Here is a 19764-nt window from a genome sequence, read left to right as displayed (position 1 = left end):
TGGAAAAACACGCAAACCTACAAAAAGATGAACAGAATATGATTCTTGGCGGATAACGACCTTAAGAGGATACCCGTACCGTCATTACCGGCGCTACCACTTTATTGCTGCTACTGTCTTTTCCAGCCATTGCTTGTCGGTATCGTCAAATTGCGCCAGCTGCTCGCTGTCTACATCCAGAACGGCGACCACCTGTCCTTCTTTAAACACCGGCACCACGATCTCTGAGCGGGAGCTGCTGCTGCAGGCAATATGCCCCGGGAACTGCTCCACATCGGGCACGATGATCGTTTCGCCACGCGCCCAGACAGTACCGCATACGCCGCGCCCTTTTGCAATACGGGTACAGGCGATCGGTCCCTGGAAAGGACCCAGCACCAGCTCATTTTCCTTTACCAGGTAAAAGCCCGTCCACAGCCAGCCAAACTGCTCTTTCAGCGCTGCGGTAACATTGGCCAGGTTGGCGACCAGGTCGGGCTCATATGTCACCAGCGCTTCGATCTGGGGCAGCAGCGCGGCATATTGCTCCTCTTTGCTGCCGGTTACGGGCATTAATTCTTCAGCCATAAAACAAATAGGTTATTCGGTGAGCGGATCAGCATTCCTGCAAAGAACGGAGATTAAGGTTACCTTTGCTATCAATTTTTACAATACCATGGCCAACCGACCTTCACTGCTTCCCGGTATCCTGGGTATGAAATGTCCCAACTGCCGCAAAGGAAATATGTATATCAACAAGAGCATATTTCCCCTGAAAGAAATGATGCATATGCCCGAACGCTGCCCGGTATGCGGGCAGAAGATGGAGCTCGAAGTTGGCTTTTATTACGGCACGGGCTATGTCAGCTATGCCTTATCGGTGGGCGTAGCCATTTTCAACGCGGCATGGTTCGGGTTCTTTGTCGGTTTTTCCTGGAAGAACAACAGCATCTGGTGGTACCTTGGCATTACAGTGGCGATGCTCCTCCTGCTGCAACCTTTGCTGATGCGCTATTCCAGGGTGCTCTATCTCTACATGTTCGTGAAATATGGCAGCAGCCCTCACCGGCCACCCGGACAGGAAGAACAGACCTCCGTAGAATAACGTATTTTTCCCAAACGCCATCTGCCGGCGCAGGAGTTATAGTACCTTTAGGGGGAAACCTAATCCTGACAAATGGCTCCCGTATGCTCAAAAGGAGGACGCTGCCTGCTTACCGCCCTGATGCTGTACACCGCCCTGCCCGCAGCCGCGCAGAACAGCACGCCTGAATTCCCCAAAGGCTTTACCGGGTATCTGAACCTGCAGCAAGGCCTGGTATCCGATTTCAAGACCACGCCCGACAATTACCAGATCGGCTTCAGCTTTGCGCCGCAATATACCGTAGTTCCTACACGGTTGCGGATCGGCGCGCAGGTCGCGGGCATCTATACCCGGGGACGCTGGGGCGTGCAGACCGGCCCCATCGCCTCGCTGAGGCTGTTCGATATGCGCGCCGGTGTTTTCGGCACGGTACTGAATGTGCAGCTTACCGGCGGTCACTTCTGGGGCTCCTTCAATCAAAAGCTGGCCGGCGGCGGCATACAGGCTGAGATTTTCCAGCTCTTCAACCTGGCTTTTACCGGCTACCGCGATTACGGCAACCATCAATGGTGGCTGCAATCCAGCCTTGGTTTCAACCTGGTCCGGCCCAAAAAGAAAACGACATCCGATCCTTTTAACCCTTAAAGCCTTTTTATGTCCACTGCACTTGTTATCAGCGGCGGCGGCTCCAAGGGAGCCTTTGCCGTAGGGGCCATCAAAGCCATGTTCCGGCAACGGCCCGGCCTCAGCTTCGATATGCTGATCGGCACCAGCACCGGCGCATTGATCGCGCCACTCGCTACCGCTAAGGATATTGCCCTGCTCGAACAACTCTATACTTCTGTAACCACCGAACAGGTGATCACAACGCATAATGTCGGCAACCGCATCCTTACTGCCGACAGCATTTTCGGCGTGGAGCCGCTGGCCAGGCTGCTGACACAGTACTATACCGACGCCTTTTTCAGCGACCTGGTGGCAAGACCGTACAATGTCGTGCTGGCTACTACCTGTCTGCAAACCGAAGCGGCGGTATACTTTTCTTCAAGGAACCTGTCCAAGCCAACGGAACATGAAGTCGTAACCCTGAAGCAGGCCGATCATTTCCGGCGGGCAGTGCTGGCTTCGGCCTGCCAGCCGGTATTCATGACGCCCATAGAAGTGATCCCAGGCGCACAACCCTTGCGCCAGTATGTCGATGGCGGCGTACGCGAGTATGCCGGCATCCAGCTGGCCATCGAGCAGGGCGCCGATGAGGTGTTCGTGATCCTGCTTTCCCCGGAGATCAATCCGCCGGTCGAGAAAAGATATAACAGTGTGCCCGACATCCTGATGCGTACCATTGAGATCTTCAGCGAAGACGTGGGCGAGAACGATCTCCGGATGCCCCAGCTCTACAACAAGGGGCTGAGCTATATCGATACGGTGCGGCAAAACCTTTCGGATCACGGCCTGCCTGCATCCCAGATCGATGCGTTGCTGAATGTTCCCGGCAACCCTTTCAGCAACCAGCGCAGCGTAAACCTGCACCTCATCCGCCCGGACGGTCACCTGGGCGGCGGCCCCGGCGGACTTACCTTCGACCCTGCAGAGATGAAAGGCATGGTGGCAAAGGGCGAGCGTACCATGAACCAGTATATTGCCGGTCTCTCTCCCGGCAGCAGCATACTGGTCTAAAGACAGGTTAAATCCCAGGCTGTATATTTGCAGCATTAAAGCAATAACTATGCAATTATCTCTTACAGGCAAACATGCGCTGGTGGGCGGCAGCACACAGGGCATAGGCCTGGCTATAGCCCGGGAACTGGCTCTGCTGGGCGCCACCTGCACCCTGATCGCACGCAACGAAATCTCATTACAGGCGGCTGTTGCCGGCCTGGACACTGCTGCAGGCCAGCAGCACGATTACCTGGTGGCCGACTACAGCGATTATACCGCTGTAAAGAACGTGGTTGCAGCTTATGTAGCACAGCAACCAGTCCATATCCTGATCAACAACAGCGGCGGTCCTGCCGCAGGGCCTATTACTGAAGCCACGCCGGAAGCCTTTCTCCAGGCCTTCCAGCAGCATCTGATCTGCAATCAGCTGCTCGCGCAGCTGGTAACGCCCGGCATGAAAGCGGAGCAATACGGACGCATTATCAATATTATTTCCACATCGGTAAAGATCCCACTGAAGGGACTGGGTGTAAGCAATACCATACGGGGTGCCGTGGCCTCCTGGGCCAAGACGCTCTCCAACGAGCTGGCCGCTTTCAGCATTACGGTAAACAATATCCTGCCCGGAGCTACAGCCACAGCCCGTCTGGAAACCATTGTCAACAATAAGTCGGTCAAGACCGGTACAGCTAAAGCGGATGTGGAAGAAGAAATGCTTGCCGAGATCCCGATGAAGCGCTTCGGGCAACCGGAAGAGATTGCTGCGGCAGCCGCTTTCCTGGCAACGCCGGCAGCCGCTTATATAACCGGGGTCAGCATTCCTGTAGACGGCGGCCGCACCGGTAGCCTTTAACAGACATTTATGTACGGCATTATCGGCTACCCATTGCTCCAGACCTTTTCGCCCGGCTATTTCAACCATAAGTTTGAGCAGCTGGGCCTGCCCTTGACGTACAGCAAGTTCCCGCTGGCGCATATCAGTGAGCTGAAAGCCTTGCTGGCAAGGGAGCCCCGGTTACTGGGCCTCAATGTAACGATACCGCATAAAGAGGCTGTGATCCCCCTGCTCGACGAGCTGGACGATACCGCGAGGGCCATTGGCGCGGTCAATACGATCCGCATCAGCAAGGGCAGGCTTAAAGGTTTTAATACCGACGCCACCGGCTTTACCCAAAGCCTGAAACCCTTGTTGCAACCCTGGCATACCCATGCCCTGGTGCTGGGCACCGGCGGCGCCTCCAAGGCCGTAACCTACTCGTTGCAGCAACTCGGTATCGCATTCACGCTGGTATCGCGCAGCGCTGCCCCGGGGCAGCTGACCTACGGAGCGGTCGACAAAGCCATGATGGAACGGCATTTGCTGATCATCAATACGACCCCGCTGGGCATGGTGCCGGATACCGGGCATTGCCCCGGCATCCCCTATGCACATATTGGCAGGCAGCACCTGCTTTACGACCTGATCTATCATCCTGCCGAAACGCTTTTCCTGGGAAAAGGGAAAGCACAGGGAGCGCAGATCAAGAACGGCTACGAAATGCTGATCGCGCAGGCCGAAGCTGCCTGGGCTATATGGAACAGCCATTAACACACGACGATGATGAACAAAACCCTCCGGCTTGGAATACTGCTACCTGTTTGCGTCTGCCTGTTCTCCTGCAAAGGCAAAAGCGGCAACACGACTGCGCAGCGGGCACAGCCGGCCACCTTTGCCGCCAGATCCGGCTTTGACCTTTCGCGGATCCCGTTTGGCAAGAATGTTCTTCCGCTTTTCGGTGCAACGCTGGACACGGTCAATAGCGACTGGTCAGAAAAACATTACGAGGCCTTTCGCGAAAAGGATTCCTTCGCCCGCGGGGAGCTGCCCGAACATGTCTTCGTGTGGAAGGAGAAGCGATATTATTTCTTTACGGAGACGCTGGATAGTATCGCCCGCTTCGACAGCATTTTCTTTTACCGCGTGAACGTTGAGACCGATGAGCGTTATCGCCCGCTGGCTATTTTCGCTCAAACGAAATTCCGGGACAAGAAAGACCTTGATTCGATGCTGCTCCGCCTGTCCCGTAAGCTGGGCAAGACCACGGAAGCATTGGACGCCGAAGCCGAGCACAAAGCCCGGATCGATACCATGAAGGCCCAGGGTATGGCAGAAGAGCAGATCGCGTTCATCAGCAACAATGACCCGGAAACACCGTCCGACCTGCTGAACTACGGTGATAACAGCTATTTCGAATGGAAGCTGAGCGACCGCTATTTACAGGTAAGCCTGTCGAAGGACCGCGAGATCACGATCAGCACGAACCCTGCAGAGAACAGGAACGAAGAATATTATTATGCTGATCTCCTCTTTATCAAAAAGGAAGTGTACGAAGGCATTGCGGCAAGACAATACGAACGTTCGGTGAAGACCGGCCGGCAAAAGCAGGAGCTGAGGCCTTATACTCTGCGCCGGCTCGACCCTATGGACAACTGGCGGTTGATGGCGCAGCTGGAAGCTGCCTGGAAAAAGCAATAACAGCGATATAAAAATATAAGGCCTGGACAAGATACCTAATTTGATTAGGTATCTTTTTTTATCTATCTTTGACAATAGATTATGGAAACAGATCGCATCATAAAAGGGAGCTTATCGGCGGTAGTGCTGCAGCTGCTGCAGCTCAACGGCCGCATGTACGGATACGAGATCACCAAAGCAGTGCAGGACGGCAGCAGGGGTAAAACCAGGATCACTGAAGCCGCTTTATATCCCGCCTTGCACAAGCTGGAGGCAGCGGGCCTGCTCGATACGGAGACGGAGATGGCTGATGGCCGGCTGCGGAAATACTACAAGCTGAACCGGAAAGGAAAAAAGGAATCCGTACAACAGCTGGAAGCCTTACAGGAAGCCATAAGCTCCCTGCAGAAGATCCTGAAATACCGTTTGAAAAATGGATAAAAAAATATTGACCGCGGCAGAGCTGGCCCGCCTGCGTCAGTTCATCAGCACCCGCTCTTCCCGTTTTGCCGAGCCGGCCCTGCTCATGGAGCTGACCGATCATTTTGCCTGTAAGGTAGAAGAGCTGCTGCAGCACGATAGCCGCCTCAGCCTGGACGAAGCCATGGCACAGGCGCACCGTTCCTTCGGCGTTAAGGGTTTTGCCCCGCTGGCTGAGGCTTTTGAAAAGGGGGTTTACCAGCGGTATAAGACATGGTACCGCAGGGAACAAAAGCAGTTCCTGCTTTCGCTGCATTTCCCGGGGATGATCCTGCTGGGCCTGCTCGCGGGTAAGCTCTTCCTGGCCTTATCGCAGCGGCACCTGCTGCAGGAGGGCCTGGGCTTGCTGCTTGGTGCAGAGCTTTTGTATGGTAGTCTTATTTTCATACTACGTCAGCGAACAAAAGCAGGTGGCCTGTTTATGGAAAAGGCACATGAAGCCAGCATCGATACGCTCTTCTGGCTTTGGGCCGGCCTGGGCGTGCTCCTGGTATCGGAGTTTGCAGGCACATGGCTCCAGGCTTGCCTTACAGGGATTATGGTTGCTCTTCTCAGCGCCAACCTGATCCTCTTTGCCCGATTGATGCGTAAAGCAGCCGCAGACACCAGGGAACTCCAGGAACAAATGGGCACAACCTATGCCTAAATAGCCGGATAACAAGATGATCATGCACAGGACCATATCGACAATATGACCACCTATTTTATCGGCGGCATTGCTACTGATGAACGGTTTTACGCCTATCCTCTGGCGCAGATTCCCGGTGCCGTCTACCTGCCTCTCCCCCGGCATGAAGCCGGCGATACGATGTCCCGCTATTGCTTACGTTTCCTTCCCCTGATCGATACGATACGCCCCTTTAACCTGGTAGGCAATTCGATGGGTGGGATCATGGTCATGGAGCTGCTGCGGCACACCCATCCTGAAAAAGTTATTCTGGTCTCCTCTGTAAAATGCCGGGCGGAAATGCCCTGGCGGCTGAGGCAGCTCCGCTACAGCAAGCTGCACCGGCTGTTATCCGGCAGGGCCTTTATCGCCGGTACCCGTTGGGGCAGCCTGCTGCTACCCGAGCTGCGCACGGCTCCGGTTGTACGGCAACTGGCCATCAGCATGGCTGAGGGTAATGATCCGGCATTTCTGTCCTGGTGCGTCAATGCTATCGTCAACTGGCAGGGCAGCAATCATTACCGCAGCGATATTGTCCATATTCATGGTACCCGCGATGGCATGTTCCCCTACCGGAACCTGTCGCAGGCAATACCGGTAACAGGCGGCACCCATCAGATGCAGCTTACCCGAGAGGAAGAGATCACCGCCCTGCTGAAGCATTATCTTGCCCTACCGGACACCATATAACCGCTTTTTCATATTTAACGGCTGCTTGCCCCCATTTTCTTATTTTTGCAGCCGCATTTAAATTATCAGAAAGACTAAATGACCGAACAGGAACTCGAACATGAGGAACACAGCGCGCCGTCCATCAACAGGATGTACGAGAGCTGGTTTCTTGAATATGCAAGCTATGTGATACTGGAGCGTGCTGTACCTGCGGTTGAGGACGGGCTGAAACCCGTTCAGCGCCGCATTCTTCATGCCATGAAGGAGATGGATGACGGTCGTTTCAACAAGGTGGCCAATATTATCGGCCAAACGATGCAATATCACCCGCATGGCGATGCTTCCATAGGCGACGCCATCACCAACCTGGGCCAGAAGGACCTGCTGATCGACATGCAGGGCAACTGGGGAGATATCCGCACCGGCGACAGCGCTGCTGCTGCCCGTTATATCGAAGCCCGGCCTTCCAAGTTTGCCCTTGAGGTTGCCTTCAACAACAAGACCACGGAATGGCAGCTGAGCTACGACGGTCGTAAGAACGAGCCGGTGACGCTGCCGATGAAATTTCCGCTGCTGCTGGCGCAGGGCGCTGAAGGAATCGCTGTCGGTCTGTCGACAAAAATATTACCGCACAATTTCTGCGAGATACTGGATGCGGCCATCAAACACCTGAAAGGCCGCAAATTTGAGCTCTACCCCGACTTCCAGACCGGCGGCACGATCGATGTGAGCAATTACAACGACGGCAGCAGGGGAGGCAAAGTAAGGGTGAGGGTACATATTGAAGAGCTGGACAAAAAGACCCTGCTCATTAAATCGGTGCCCTACGGCGTCACTACCCAGCAGTTGATCGACAGCGTGCTGAAAGCCAACGACAGCGGCAAGATCAAGATCAAGAGCATTACCGACAACACGGCAAAAGACGTGGAGCTGGCGGTACAGCTGGCTCCCGGCGTATCCAGCGACCAGACGATCGATGCCCTCTATGCCTTTACAGATTGTGAAATATCCATCTCTCCTAATGCCTGTATCATCATCAATGAAAAGCCGCATTTCGTTGGCGCAAGCGACCTCCTGAAGTATTCGGTAGACCATACAAAGGCCTTGCTGAAACGGGAGCTGGAGATCAAGCTGAAAGAGCTGGAGGACGACTGGCATTATTCTTCCCTGGAGAAGATCTTCATTGAAAAGCGGATCTACCGCGACATTGAAGAAGAAACAACCTGGGAAGGTGTGCTGGCCGCTATCGACAAAGGCCTGAAGCCTTACAAAAAACTTTTCCGGAGGGAGATCACGCAGGAGGATATCGTGAAGCTGACGGAGATCAGGATCAAGCGTATTTCCAAATTCGACTCCTTCAAAGCCGACGAGCACATCAAAGCGACTGAGGAAAATATAGCGCAGACCAAGCATCATATCGAACACCTCACCGAATTTGCCATAGCCTATTACGAAGGCCTGCTGAAGAAATACGGCAAAGGCAAAGAACGCCAGACAGAGATCAAGCTGTTCGATACGATACAAGCGACCAAGGTGGCGATCGCCAATGCGAAGCTGTACGTAAACCGTAAAGAAGGCTTTATCGGGACGGGCCTGAAGAAGGACGAGTTTGTCTGCGACTGCTCTGATATCGATAACATCATCGTCTTCCGCAAGGACGGGGCCATGATCGTAACCAAGGTAGCCGACAAGACCTTCGTGGGCAAAGACATCATCCACCTGGACGTATTCCGGAAAAATGACGACCGCACCACTTACAACATGATGTATATGGATGGGGGCAGTGGTGTGGTTTATGCCAAGCGTTTTAATGTAACCGGTATTACACGCGATAAAGAATATGACCTGACCAAAGGCAATAAGGGCAGCAAGGTGATGTATTTCTCCGCTAATCCCAATGGCGAGGCAGAGGTGGTAACAGTAACCCTTTCGCCCGGCAGCTCGGCCCGTGTCAAGGTCTTCGATTTTTACTTCGAGGAGCTGGTGATCAAAGGCCGCAGTTCACAGGGCAACCAGGTCACCAAATACCCGGTAAGGCAGATCAAGTTCAAGGAGCAGGGACGCAGTACGCTTTCTGCCCCCAGGATATGGTACGACGCACAGGTAGGACGCCTTAACACGGATGGCTACGGCAAATTGCTGGGCAGCTTCGAACAGGACGATCGTATTCTTGTATTCTATAAGGACGGGCATTACGAGCTGACCGATTTTGACTTGGGTAACCGCTACGAGGTAAGCCAGGTGCTGCGTATCGAAAAGTTCAATCCCGAAAAAGTAATTACTGCAGTGTACTTTGATGCGGATAAGGCACAATATAGTGTTAAACGTTTCCATATCGAAACGCAGACGCTGAAGAGCAAATTCCTGTTCATCAAGGAAGGTCCTAAGAATAAGCTGGAGCTGGTAACGACAGATCCGCATCCTATTGTAACGCTAAGGCTGGGTAAGAAGAAGGCAGATGCCAGGGAAGAAATGGTGGATCTTACCGAGAAAGTGAATGTAAGCGGGTGGAAGGCTGTCGGAAATAAGCTAAGCGACAAAGACCTGCTGGACATCTTATTCGAAGAGAAGGAAGAGGAGCCGGAAACCGAAAGCAAAGTTGAAGAGGCCGGTCCCAGGGAGGCAGACCAGCACGACGATGCGCCCACTTTGTTCTGATCAATATGCAGGGCAACCGTAGTATCGCTTGTCCAAAAAAGTAACTGAATAACTCAAAGGTTTATTAACTTCACATCTCGTAAGGCACAGAGGCTGTATGAGCCGGCGACCTGGATATGGAGCGATATTATAGCAAATGAAAAAAATCGAACTTGAAATAGTGGCTTTGTCCAGCAGCGTGACACAGACCCACTCTTACGCTGTCGTATTGGGCGAGATCAACGGCCTGCGCCGTCTGCCTATCGTTATCGGAGCATTCGAGGCCCAGGCGATTGTCGTTGCGCTGGAGCGGATCAAGCCAAGCCGTCCGCTGACCCACGACCTGTTCTACAACTTTATGCTGTCGTTCAACATTGAATTGCAGGAGGTACTTATCTATAAGCTGGAAGAAGGCATCTTCTTCGCACAGCTGATCTGCTCCAACGGTAAAGAGATCATCGAAATCGACTCCCGCACCTCCGATGCGCTGGCGCTGGCAGTACGCATCGGCTGTCCTATCTTCACTTACGAGAACATACTGGAGGCCGCCGGCCTGTTTATGGACCAGCCCAGCGCGGGCAGTACGGAAGAGACTTCCGACACTGCTGAAGAGCCCCAGGAAAGCAACACACAGCCTTCATCCCATAATCTGAAGACTATGACGATCGACGAGCTGAACGAGCTGCTGCACCAGGTACTGGAAAACGAAGATTATATACAGGCTATCGCGATCCGCGATGAGATCAAGAACAGGGAAGGGAAAAAGTAGACATGCTTCCACCCGGCAATATAACTTATACCCTGGCCCGCCAGGGTATTTCTTTGCCCCCGTTTTTGAATACGATAAAGCGGGCAAGCACAAAAAGGAAATCGGAAAGCCGGTTCAGGTATTTGAGCACATCTTCCGATACGAATTCATCATTATGCTGCATGTGCACACACAGGCGTTCGGCGCGCCGGCATATACAACGCGCTACATGCGCATGACTGGCCGCCAGTTGACCTCCGGGCAGGATGAACGATTTCATCTGCGGCAGCGTATCGTCCATTTCATCGATCCTTTTTTCCAGCCATTCAATATCGCCGGCATGCAGATCGGGCAGCTTCATTTTAGGTGCCTTATCGGGATCGGTAGCCAGCGAGGAACCGATAGTAAAAAGACGGTCCTGTATTTCCAGTATCCATTCATTCACCAGCGGATCGCCCAGCTGGTCGGTCACTACGCCCAGGTAGGAGTTCAGCTCGTCTACTGTACCATAAGCCTCGATGCGGATATGGTCTTTCGGTACCCGTGTGCCACCGATAAGCCCGGTGCTGCCTTTATCTCCTGTTTTGGTATAGACCCTGAAAGCCATGACTTATTTGCTTAATTCAATTTTGAAATTCTTATTGACGCGATCATTCTCTACCACACCATCTTTGATGCGGACAATACGCCGGGCATGCTCGGCAATATCTTCTTCGTGCGTTACCAGGATAACCGTATTGCCATTTGCCTGTATGCTGCCGAAGAGCTCCATGATCTCCACGGAGGTTTTGGAATCCAGGTTACCGGTAGGTTCATCAGCCAGGATCAGGGAGGGATTGTTGATCAATGCCCTTGCGATGGCCACGCGCTGGCACTGCCCCCCGGAAAGCTCATTGGGCTTGTGGTGTGCCCGTTCGCCAAGGCCTACCTGCTTCAGCATGGCATGGGCCCGATCTGTCCTTTCTTTTTTACCGACACCGGCATAGATCAGCGGCACAGCTACATTTTCCCAGGCAGTGAGGCGGGGCAGCAGGTTGAACTGCTGAAAAACGAAGCCGATCTCAACGTTGCGCACATTGGCCAGCTCATCGTCCGCCATCCGGCTCACATCCTTCCCGTTCAGAATATATTGCCCCGAGGTAGGCGAATCCAGGCAGCCGAGGATATTCATCAAAGTGGACTTGCCCGAACCGGAAGGCCCCATCAGCGCCACATACTCGTTCTTCTCTATAGAAAGCTCAATGCCTTTTAATACGGGAACAGGCTCCTTGCCTAAGTAATAGTTCTTGCGGATGTCCTTAAGGGTAATGATCTGTTGCATGAAGGGTAGCGGCACTGCCGGCATTAAAGTTCAAATTTATCGATAATTTGCAGCCCGCAGAAATAATTATACCGTATCTGCTTATAATTGCATAGCCTATGCTTACTTTCCCCAATGCCAAGATCAATATCGGCTTATACATCACCGGAAAAAGGAACGATGGTTATCACAACCTGGAAACGGTGTTTTACCCAGTTCCGTTCAGGGATGCCCTGGAGCTGATCGATGCAGCGGATAGCGCAAGCAGCCTGTCCCTTTCCGGCCTTGCAGTAGCGGGAGACCGGGAGAGCAACCTGGTATGGCGTGCTTATAACCTGCTGCAAACAGCCTTTCCGAAGCTGGTAAAGCCTTTACAGATACGGCTACACAAGATTATCCCAATGGGCGCAGGCATGGGTGGTGGTTCGGCTGATGCCGCCTTTATGCTCAATATGCTCAACGAATATTTCCGGCTGGGGCTCGATGACGATACGCTTGAAAGCTACGCGTTACAGCTCGGCAGCGATTGCCCTTTCTTTATCCGTAACCGGCCGGCTTTTGCCGCAGGCAGGGGCGAGCTGCTGGAACCGCTGGCACTGGATCTCTCCGGCTATAATATCCAATTGGTCTGCCCTTTGCTGCACGTCAGCACTGCCCTAGCTTTCAGCGGCGTAAAGCCTGCCCCCGCACCATTCGACCTGCGGCGTATCGATACGCTCTCCCCCGAAGAATGGAAGGCGCATATCCGCAACGACTTTGAAGATACGGTGATGGCACAGTACCCGGTACTCCGCGATATTAAGGAGCAGCTGTATCAGCAGGGCGCTGTCTATGCATCGATGAGCGGCAGCGGATCATCGCTCTATGGCATCTTCAGCCAGGGCAGCAAGGCCACCATTCATAGCACGGTTCCTTTTACAACCTTCTGCAGCCGCCCGGACTGACCGGACCTGTCTTCAGAAAAGTATTTCAGGAAAGTAGCTAAACAAAACGAAGGCCGCCCGGGTTTTACCGGGCGGCCTTCGTTTTGTATGGACGCTGGTTACTTCATGATCTCCAGCTTCCGGGCAACCGTTCCTTTATCGGTAAAGACTTCGATGGTGTACATACCCGAGGCAAAGCCTTCCAGCTTCAGAGTATGCTTATCCCTGCTGTCTGCCTTGGCATCGTAGATCACTTGTCCAAGCACATTATACACCTGGATACGTTCCATCTTCAGCTCGCCCTTGTTCAGTATGGTAGCCGTGGCCCTTGTGGGGTTGGGGTAAACAGTCATTTCATCATTGCTCACATTAAGCTGCCTTATGCCCACTATGTTGGCGGCAGTAGAATCGGTGTAGAAACCGCAGCTGCTGCTCAGCTTCAGCACAACGATATACTCGCCTATCGTATCGTAGGTATGTACCGGGTTAGCCAGGTTGCTGTGCGGTGAGCCATCGCCGAAATCCCAATCGTAACCGATCACGTTCTGCGGGTTCACAGCAGTGAAGCTAAAGGTATTGATACCATTGTTGTCGATAACGATACCATCTACCCTGGGCAGCTGACCGGCAGTGCTTACATTGATCGTATCCGATTTGATACAGCCTACATCATTGGTCACAAAAACAAAATAAGTACCCGCCGATGCCACATTGATGGTCTTGGTTACGGCGCCTGTGCTCCAGAAGTAATCGATACCATCGTCGCCGGCATTCAGCTTCAGTACAGCGCCGTTACAAATTGAGGTATCATTACCCAGCTGTACTTCAGGGTTAATCCGGAAGTTGATATTAACGGTATCTGCCTTAGCACAGCTGAATTCGTTGGTCACTTTTACCCAATAGCTACCGCTTTGATGAACGGCGCGCACCTGCTGTGTGCTGGCATCATCCCACAGGTAAGTACCATTGTCGGGCTGCAGAGCGGCGTCCAGCACCAGCACTTCCTGTCCTTCGTCTACGCAGATATCTACGTCAGCACCCAAATCTACAACCGGCACGGGGTGTACGGTAGCGACTACCGGTTCTTTTGCCGTTTCACAAGGCAATACCATTCCGATCTGGATGATCGGCATATCGGTTGAAGTATTCGTATTCGCAAGCGGGTTGGCGCAGTGGTCAGCCTCATTGGCGCTGTTGGTCAGCGTAGAGCCGAAGGTCCTTTTTACATCTGAGCTCCAGCCACCGGAGAAACTATTGTTATGACATTCTTCCAGCACAATATTGGAGGTGCCATCCCAATAAAAAAGGGAGGTCAGGTTGTGTACATTGACAGAGCTAGATACCGGCTGGTAAGACGGCGCGGAGAATACTGTCTGCAAACCGGTTTCCAGGCTGGGTCCCAGCGTAGTCGCTGTAGTCAGCTTCATGCTCAGAGAGAAGTTCTCCACTTCATCACCAGCCGATTCCACATCGAAGCCGACAGAGTTGATATAGCCGGCGTTGAACCCTGCAGCTTGCAATGAAGAAGCTTTGATGAGCCATTGCACCTTATTGCCCATATAGTTTACGTTATAGGGCATTTCAGTCCAGCTGCTGGTAGAGTTGCCGCTGCCGATCAGGGTAGGTTCGGGCTGCGGAGCACCGGTAGCAGCAGAGGTGTAGAAAGTTGTGGTACTGGCGAGGTAAGGTGTATTGAACGGGCTTCCTTCGCCGATAGGATCAGTAGCTGCAGGGTCATCATACCAACGGATCACCGCGTTTCCGCCGGACTGCGCTTCCAGGGTCACGACACCTGGGCCGCAACGGGAGCTGTCTTTGGTCGATACCACTTCAGGATGCGCTACCACCACTTCCTGCTCGAGAGTGTGACAGTCGGCGGTGCCCGCTTTGACCACTACTTTATAGAAGCGGCTGTCGGTCAGCGTAGGCGTGGTAAAGTTGGGATCAGAAGCTCCGGGGATCGGTGCATAGGTAGTACCATTGGGTGAATCCATCCAGCTAATGCTGCCGGGGAAATAACCGCTTCCCGGCATAAGAGAGATAATCGATTCCCCGCTATTGCAGAGGGTATCCAATACAGCCTTCACCGTTACGGTACCTGGCTGATTCCATATGCGCACGGTATCGGCAAATGTACAGTTGGTCGTTGTATTTTCTGCAAAGAGATAATAAACATGCTCGCCCGCATCGGCAGCTTTAAAGAAAAGCGAAGTAGCGGAATTGGTTCCTACATAAGGCACGGTAGCGCCGGCATCGGTATAGATATCGCCTTCGTTCCAATGGTAGGTAGTATAGGGCGTACTTTGGGGCGTTACCGTAATGGGTGCGATGGTTCCGTTGCAGATCACATCCGGTGCGGTCACGGTAAGCGCCGGAGAAGCCGTAACTGTAGCGACTACAGGCACACGGGGTCCCTGGCAGGAAGCAGTGTAGCCGAAGACCATTTTGGGTCTCGATTCGTAGGAGGTCCAGCTTATATCGGGCGGCGCATCGCAGAATACACTGGCAGGCATATCGTAGCCGGTGCCGTACTGTGTGGCATTGAAGGATACGTCATCATAGCGCACTTCGCTGGTGTTGTTAAAGCTGTTGTTATTGCTCCAGCAAGTTTGCACCAGCAGGTTATCTCCGGTCCATACAAAAGGCGTTCCGGAATTAAACACGAAGGTGTTCAGACCGGTTGAGGTTGTATGGTTAGCAGGCGTATAAACCTGTACGGCACCGCTTTCCAGCGCAACAGGCGAGCTGGAGAATGCTGTAGTGGTCGTATTTTTAAGGGCTACGGAAAAGTCATCGTAAGTATTACCGGAGGTAAGCACATCGAACGCCAGCGAGGTGAGCACCGTGCCCGGCTCGATTCCCATCGCCTCAAGCTCTGAAGCATGGATCAGGTATTGGTGCTTGAAACCGCCGTTCCATCCGGTGAAGGGCGTAATATCGTAGAAGTTAGTTACGTTCAGACCTGCACCAATTGTTTTGGTTCCGGCAACATCGGGCGCACCCGCTGTAACATAGAAAGTAGTGGTTGCCGGTACATAAGGCGTGGTCCAGGTGCTGGTGGTACCGATTGGCGCACCGCCTGTGGGATTGGCATACCACTTGATCTGGGGGCCACCAGCTGTTCCGGTCGCCGACAGCTGCAGGGTACCCGGGCCGCAGCGCGTAGCGCCGGTAGCCGTAGGCGATCCGGGATTGTTGACCAGTACCTGGGGGGAATTGCCCGAGGTCCATACAGGCGTAGCGCCGCCGTTGCACAACACATTGCAGCGGAAATAACGGGGCGTGGTCACCGGCGCCGACTGGCCCGGCAGGTTGGTGGGCGGGCCGACATTGGTCCAGGGCGCAGCACCCGTTTCAGAGTATTGCCACTGGTAGGAAAGACCGGTAAGAATGGGCATCGGTGTGCTCAGGCTGAGATCCACATTACCACTGATACATACTGCTGCAGGTGATACTACAGCTGCGGTTACAGCGGGAAAAGTTCCTCCCGAGCAATTGGGCGGCGGACTGAAGCGATAGATCTGCCCGTTAGCCGGCTTGGTCGTGATTCCGGTATAGAACGTAGTGGATGATGCCGTGGGCGTAGCCGAGGCATTGTTCAGAGTAAGGTATGTCGGCAGAGGGTCGCCATCGACGATACCGATCGTTGCCGCAGGGAACCAGCCGCTGATAGAACCGGTTTCCTGCTTGTAGCAGAATTCGATCACATTGGTGGTCTCATACAGCTTAACCTGGAAAGAGATTACCGGAGTGCTGGCGCTGTAATTCCAATACCAGTTTTTAAATTCAAAGGTAAAAACGCGGTTGGGCGCTGTACCTGTAGTGGCGTAAGAGGCCGTACCGCCGTCTCCTGCAAGATCCTGCCAGAGCGGGAATAATGCGGGCTTGACATCGTTCAGCGAAGAAGCATCATTGTAGCTCGTGCTCGAGCTTGGTGAACCAAAGCTCAACCAGCCGTTGGAGCTGGCTACAACTTCGGTATAGGTATTGTTACAATAGGTAAAATTAAATCCGATAGGTACAGCATCCGAGTAGTCTTCATCACTTTCAATCTCCGGCACATCCGTCGCGCCGGTAAGGGCGGTGAACGTTCCCGCCTGCGCGGCAAAGCTATAGCTTGATGCCGGCACCTGAGCTTGTGCCTGGCTGGCCATAACGATTAAAAACGCAGAAAGAATCGTGTTCCGCAGGTACCTACAAAATGTAGTTTTCATCTCAATAAGCATTTACAATTGGTTTGGGGAGAGGATAAAAAAGTTAACGAAGCTAATTGATAAATCAATCCAATACTATTCTATACTTAAGAACAAAAAAATTTAACGCAGCGTTATGTTTAGCTAATGACTTTAAATCGTATGTGATGCCCCTAAGGACACGAAAAACGGGATGTCCGCCGGATAGAAGACACCCTGTTTTTAAAAAAGGAAAGTACTATTTTCATATTTTAAGCTTGCGCATAGCGCTGCCTTTCCCAATAAAAGACAACTACCGATAGATGACGGTAGCCAGACTGGATACACCAATCCTGTGGTCGTTATCTATATGCAATTGCTGTCCATAAAGATTATACAAAACTACTTTCAATATTTTTATATCATCAGGCGCCTGAACGGTAACCATATCCTTTACCCGGGCCAGGATAAATATTAACTTCTTTTTTTCAAGCGTCTTGTTTTCGACGCCGGTTGCCAGGTAATCCTGATCTTTTTCTTTGCTATCGCTTTTACAGTCGTTGCTTATTGAGCAAAGTAGCAGCCCCCTTGTTCATACAGCGCTGTTACCTTCATCCGCTATATCCTGCAAAGACTGCCCGGAAGGTTTAGAAGCCGGTAAGGATTGAAAAAATAAGAGAAAGGAGCAAGATTCATAAAATCAAAAGGCCGCAGATGGGAGAAGGTTTGCAGATGATCCTGTAGGGCTCCTTAGGAGCCGATCGTTTGTAGCGCCAATATGAATAAACATAAATTGCTCCGTAGGAGCAAAACCAGGATTACCAAGAAGAATAAGCATCCGGCCGCCGGCCCGGCCGTGCAGATGGGGCACAAGCTCACATATAAGCACTGAAGGGTTTCATCCTCGGGATGCTGAACCGATGCCCGGATTTTCCTCAGGACATACCTATATTGCATCCCCCATCTTTTACGCTTGATCCCGCAGATGCCCGTCTGCACGCTGTAATATCATGAATAAAAAAGCAAAAGAGCCGTCCTGTTACGGACAGCTCCTTCGGGCTTGCTTGTTTATTGGTTATCGGATGACTTCAAGTTTCTTGGTCACTTTACCTTTTTCAGTGCCGATCATAACGTTGTAGATACCGGGCGCCAGCACAGAGATATCGATCTGCTGCTGAGCTCCTTTCATGGGAATGCTCATAATGCGCTGGCCTGTCAGGTTATAGACCTCAACCTGGTCAAGCTTTACACCACCGCTGTGGCTGATCACGATGGTTTCTTTACCTGGATTGGGATAGATACGGATATCTTTCCTCAACGCATCCAGCTCGTTTACACCCGTAGGAGGAGGGCCGGCAATATGGATCACAACTTCCCTGGTCACTTCGCTGCAATTGTTGTAGAGCGTAAGCGTCACCGTATAATCACCCGGAGTAGTGAAAGCATGAATTACCTGGGTAGGCATGCCGTTTGCTTCAACAGGGGCAGAGCCATCGCCGAAATCCCATTTATAGCTGGTCACGTGCTGCGCACCGATAGCATTAAAGGTAAAAGAGTTGTCGCCATTGTCCACAACAGCTACGGAGTTCAGCAGAGGATCGGGATATACCGCTACCGTAACCGTATCGCGGTCAAAGCAACCATCCGTATTCTGCACTTTCACACTATAGCTGCCTGCGGTGCCTACGGTAATGAAGGAGTCGAGGCTGCCCGTGCTCCAGATATAGATCGGGTTATTAGGATAGCCGCCTGCGTCGAGAACGAAGTGATCGCCCTGGCATATCGTTGTATCCTTGGGCTGCAGATCGACAACCACACCTTGCAGACCAGCGGCGATCGCCCTGGTAACGGTGTCGTTGGTGGGCACCTCGTCGGCATTGCCGTTAGGCTGTTCGGTCCATACCTTAATCGTACGCGGGCTGGCATCGGGGAAGAAGACATCGCCCAGCGCAAGCGTAGCAGTATTATTAGGTGCAGTTGTAAAATTGGTTATGGCCGCTGCACTGTAGGTTACCGGTGTTTGCAGCACACCATCTACCGACCATTGTACCGTAACCGAATTGATGGTAGCAGTACCCAGGTTTACGATCCGTGCAGATACCGGCTGTGTTGAGTTGGAGCAGAAAGGTTCGGCTACAATTACGCTGTCGGCTTTCATATCGAAAGGCGGCATCGGCTTGAACCGGTAGATCTGGCCGGTAGCAGGACGGGTAGCGATGCTGGTGGTCAGGGTTGTGGAAGAAACGGTAGGCGCCGCGGTAGCGTTGTTCAGCACCAGGTAGCCTACAGAAGCGTCGTTATCGGCCAAACCGATAGTAGCGCTGGAGGGGTTGCCGGCATCCGGCTCCTGGCGGTAGATAAACTCGATCAGGTTGCTGGTCTCGTACAATTTCACCTGCAATGACAAATTGGGAGGATTGCCGGAAGACCCACGCCAGTTCCAGTTTTTCAGCTGGATGGTAAACACCTGGTTGGGTGCTGTGCCCGTAACAGTATAAGAGGGCGCTGCGCCGGTACCCCAGCCTGCTAAATCGTCAAACAACGGCATCAAAGCAGGTTTGATCGTTCCAAGATTGGACAGGTCGTTTGTCCAGGTCGTGCTGGTAACGCTCGTATTAAAGGTAACCCAACCGTTGGAACAAACTTTCACCTGGGTATAATCGGTACCGCAGTAGTTAAAAGTAAACCCGATAGGAATGGCTGCAGAGGTACCATCATCCTGAGAGATACCGGCAATCGCGGTACCACCGGTAATTTCGGTATAAGTGCCGCTTATGGCGCTGAACTGGTAAGTATTGGCAGCGAGCTGTGCAAAAGTATCCTTAGCGCCAAGACTGCATACAGCCAGGGAGAGGGCAAGTCCCAGGCGCTTGATAGGTAGAGCTCTGTTTTTCATATAAAAGTTAAATAAGAAGTCAACGAATGCGCACCGGATGTAACCGGTATTAC

Annotated in this window: 17 protein-coding genes; 12 read left to right on the top strand and 5 right to left on the bottom strand. The window is 52.7% G+C overall.

Going from position 1 to position 19764, the window contains the following annotated elements; translation table 11 throughout:
- Nucleotides 1-93: 93 nt before the first annotated feature.
- A complete protein-coding gene (locus DZC79_RS06030) occupies nucleotides 94-567 on the bottom strand; it encodes a GAF domain-containing protein (protein WP_118950657.1) in 474 nt (157 codons plus the stop codon).
- Nucleotides 568-586: 19 nt separating this feature from the next.
- Here DZC79_RS06030 and DZC79_RS06025 point away from each other — a divergent pair, with 19 nt between their 5' ends.
- The 11 genes from DZC79_RS06025 (at nucleotide 587) to DZC79_RS05975 (ending at nucleotide 10441) form a co-directional block, all read left to right on the top strand.
- Nucleotides 587-1084 (top strand): DUF983 domain-containing protein, encoded by a 498-nt coding sequence (locus DZC79_RS06025; protein WP_232831767.1) that lies wholly within the window; start codon nucleotides 587-589, stop codon nucleotides 1082-1084.
- Between the two features lie 72 nt (nucleotides 1085-1156).
- The gene (locus tag DZC79_RS06020) at nucleotides 1157-1708 is read left to right on the top strand and encodes a hypothetical protein (RefSeq protein WP_118950656.1); all 552 of its coding nucleotides are present in this window, start codon (nucleotides 1157-1159) and stop codon (nucleotides 1706-1708) included.
- 9 nt (nucleotides 1709-1717) lie between these two features.
- Nucleotides 1718-2740, top strand: a complete 1023-nt coding sequence (locus DZC79_RS06015; RefSeq protein WP_118950655.1) for a patatin-like phospholipase family protein — start codon at nucleotides 1718-1720, stop codon at nucleotides 2738-2740.
- A 49-nt stretch (nucleotides 2741-2789) separates the two neighbouring features.
- Nucleotides 2790-3575, top strand: coding sequence for an SDR family oxidoreductase (locus DZC79_RS06010; RefSeq protein ID WP_118950654.1), 786 nt, complete (start codon nucleotides 2790-2792; stop codon nucleotides 3573-3575).
- A 9-nt stretch (nucleotides 3576-3584) separates the two neighbouring features.
- Nucleotides 3585-4310: a shikimate dehydrogenase family protein gene (locus DZC79_RS06005; protein WP_118950653.1), complete on the top strand. Its 726-nt coding sequence runs from the start codon at nucleotides 3585-3587 to the stop codon at nucleotides 4308-4310.
- A gap of 9 nt (nucleotides 4311-4319) precedes the next feature.
- Nucleotides 4320-5237 (top strand): hypothetical protein, encoded by a 918-nt coding sequence (locus DZC79_RS06000; RefSeq protein ID WP_118950652.1) that lies wholly within the window; start codon nucleotides 4320-4322, stop codon nucleotides 5235-5237.
- 81 nt (nucleotides 5238-5318) lie between these two features.
- Nucleotides 5319-5657 carry a PadR family transcriptional regulator gene (locus DZC79_RS05995; RefSeq protein WP_198666802.1) on the top strand — a complete coding sequence of 113 codons (339 nt, stop codon included), beginning with the start codon at nucleotides 5319-5321 and terminating at the stop codon, nucleotides 5655-5657.
- A complete protein-coding gene (locus tag DZC79_RS05990; protein WP_118950650.1) occupies nucleotides 5650-6342 on the top strand; it encodes a hypothetical protein in 693 nt (230 codons plus the stop codon). The genes DZC79_RS05995 and DZC79_RS05990 overlap by 8 nt, the downstream gene beginning before the upstream one ends.
- Nucleotides 6343-6387: 45 nt before the next feature.
- Entirely contained in the window at nucleotides 6388-7053 is a 666-nt protein-coding gene (locus tag DZC79_RS05985; protein WP_118950649.1) for an alpha/beta fold hydrolase, read from the top strand.
- Nucleotides 7054-7131: 78 nt separating this feature from the next.
- Complete coding sequence (locus DZC79_RS05980; RefSeq protein ID WP_118950648.1) at nucleotides 7132-9693, top strand: DNA gyrase/topoisomerase IV subunit A; 2562 nt, start codon at nucleotides 7132-7134, stop codon at nucleotides 9691-9693.
- Between the two features lie 136 nt (nucleotides 9694-9829).
- Nucleotides 9830-10441 (top strand): bifunctional nuclease family protein, encoded by a 612-nt coding sequence (locus DZC79_RS05975; protein ID WP_118950647.1) that lies wholly within the window; start codon nucleotides 9830-9832, stop codon nucleotides 10439-10441.
- A gap of 25 nt (nucleotides 10442-10466) precedes the next feature.
- Here the strand turns inward: DZC79_RS05975 and DZC79_RS05970 are convergent, their stop codons facing one another.
- Together DZC79_RS05970 and DZC79_RS05965 are read right to left on the bottom strand one after the other, a co-directional pair.
- A complete protein-coding gene (locus tag DZC79_RS05970) occupies nucleotides 10467-11027 on the bottom strand; it encodes a cob(I)yrinic acid a,c-diamide adenosyltransferase (RefSeq protein ID WP_118950646.1) in 561 nt (186 codons plus the stop codon).
- Between the two features lie 3 nt (nucleotides 11028-11030).
- Nucleotides 11031-11741 (bottom strand): ABC transporter ATP-binding protein, encoded by a 711-nt coding sequence (locus DZC79_RS05965; protein ID WP_118950982.1) that lies wholly within the window; start codon nucleotides 11739-11741, stop codon nucleotides 11031-11033.
- A gap of 98 nt (nucleotides 11742-11839) precedes the next feature.
- Here DZC79_RS05965 and ispE point away from each other — a divergent pair, with 98 nt between their 5' ends.
- Entirely contained in the window at nucleotides 11840-12664 is an 825-nt protein-coding gene (gene ispE / locus DZC79_RS05960) for a 4-(cytidine 5'-diphospho)-2-C-methyl-D-erythritol kinase (RefSeq protein ID WP_118950645.1), read from the top strand.
- A 98-nt stretch (nucleotides 12665-12762) separates the two neighbouring features.
- Here the strand turns inward: ispE and DZC79_RS05955 are convergent, their stop codons facing one another.
- Together DZC79_RS05955 and DZC79_RS05950 are read right to left on the bottom strand one after the other, a co-directional pair.
- Entirely contained in the window at nucleotides 12763-16857 is a 4095-nt protein-coding gene (locus DZC79_RS05955; RefSeq protein ID WP_157976956.1) for an Ig-like domain-containing protein, read from the bottom strand.
- Nucleotides 16858-17890: 1033 nt separating this feature from the next.
- Nucleotides 17891-19711 carry a T9SS type A sorting domain-containing protein gene (locus DZC79_RS05950; protein ID WP_118950643.1) on the bottom strand — a complete coding sequence of 607 codons (1821 nt, stop codon included), beginning with the start codon at nucleotides 19709-19711 and terminating at the stop codon, nucleotides 17891-17893.
- Nucleotides 19712-19764 lie beyond the last annotated feature (53 nt).

The sequence above is a fragment of the Taibaiella helva genome (assembly GCF_003545695.1).
GTDB lineage: Bacteria > Bacteroidota > Bacteroidia > Chitinophagales > Chitinophagaceae > Taibaiella > Taibaiella helva.
Note: the sequence above shows the minus strand (reverse complement) of the source record. Positions and strands in the feature narration are given on the sequence as shown.

What these genes read in the sequence shown, in the direction of transcription:
- DZC79_RS06010 (WP_118950654.1), top strand. Translation starts at nt 2,790, where the DNA reads ATGCAATTATCTCTTACAGGCAAACATGCGCTGGTGGGCGGCAGCACA.
- DZC79_RS05965 (WP_118950982.1), bottom strand. Translation starts at nt 11,741, where the DNA reads ATGCAACAGATCATTACCCTTAAGGACATCCGCAAGAACTATTACTTA.
- DZC79_RS06000 (WP_118950652.1), top strand. Translation starts at nt 4,320, where the DNA reads ATGATGAACAAAACCCTCCGGCTTGGAATACTGCTACCTGTTTGCGTC.
- DZC79_RS05950 (WP_118950643.1), bottom strand. Translation starts at nt 19,711, where the DNA reads ATGAAAAACAGAGCTCTACCTATCAAGCGCCTGGGACTTGCCCTCTCC.
- DZC79_RS05970 (WP_118950646.1), bottom strand. Translation starts at nt 11,027, where the DNA reads ATGGCTTTCAGGGTCTATACCAAAACAGGAGATAAAGGCAGCACCGGG.
- DZC79_RS05985 (WP_118950649.1), top strand. Translation starts at nt 6,388, where the DNA reads ATGACCACCTATTTTATCGGCGGCATTGCTACTGATGAACGGTTTTAC.
- DZC79_RS05975 (WP_118950647.1), top strand. Translation starts at nt 9,830, where the DNA reads ATGAAAAAAATCGAACTTGAAATAGTGGCTTTGTCCAGCAGCGTGACA.
- ispE (WP_118950645.1), top strand. Translation starts at nt 11,840, where the DNA reads ATGCTTACTTTCCCCAATGCCAAGATCAATATCGGCTTATACATCACC.
- DZC79_RS06030 (WP_118950657.1), bottom strand. Translation starts at nt 567, where the DNA reads ATGGCTGAAGAATTAATGCCCGTAACCGGCAGCAAAGAGGAGCAATAT.
- DZC79_RS06005 (WP_118950653.1), top strand. Translation starts at nt 3,585, where the DNA reads ATGTACGGCATTATCGGCTACCCATTGCTCCAGACCTTTTCGCCCGGC.
- DZC79_RS06020 (WP_118950656.1), top strand. Translation starts at nt 1,157, where the DNA reads ATGGCTCCCGTATGCTCAAAAGGAGGACGCTGCCTGCTTACCGCCCTG.
- DZC79_RS06015 (WP_118950655.1), top strand. Translation starts at nt 1,718, where the DNA reads ATGTCCACTGCACTTGTTATCAGCGGCGGCGGCTCCAAGGGAGCCTTT.
- DZC79_RS05980 (WP_118950648.1), top strand. Translation starts at nt 7,132, where the DNA reads ATGACCGAACAGGAACTCGAACATGAGGAACACAGCGCGCCGTCCATC.
- DZC79_RS05995 (WP_198666802.1), top strand. Translation starts at nt 5,319, where the DNA reads ATGGAAACAGATCGCATCATAAAAGGGAGCTTATCGGCGGTAGTGCTG.
- DZC79_RS05990 (WP_118950650.1), top strand. Translation starts at nt 5,650, where the DNA reads ATGGATAAAAAAATATTGACCGCGGCAGAGCTGGCCCGCCTGCGTCAG.
- DZC79_RS05955 (WP_157976956.1), bottom strand. Translation starts at nt 16,857, where the DNA reads ATGAAAACTACATTTTGTAGGTACCTGCGGAACACGATTCTTTCTGCG.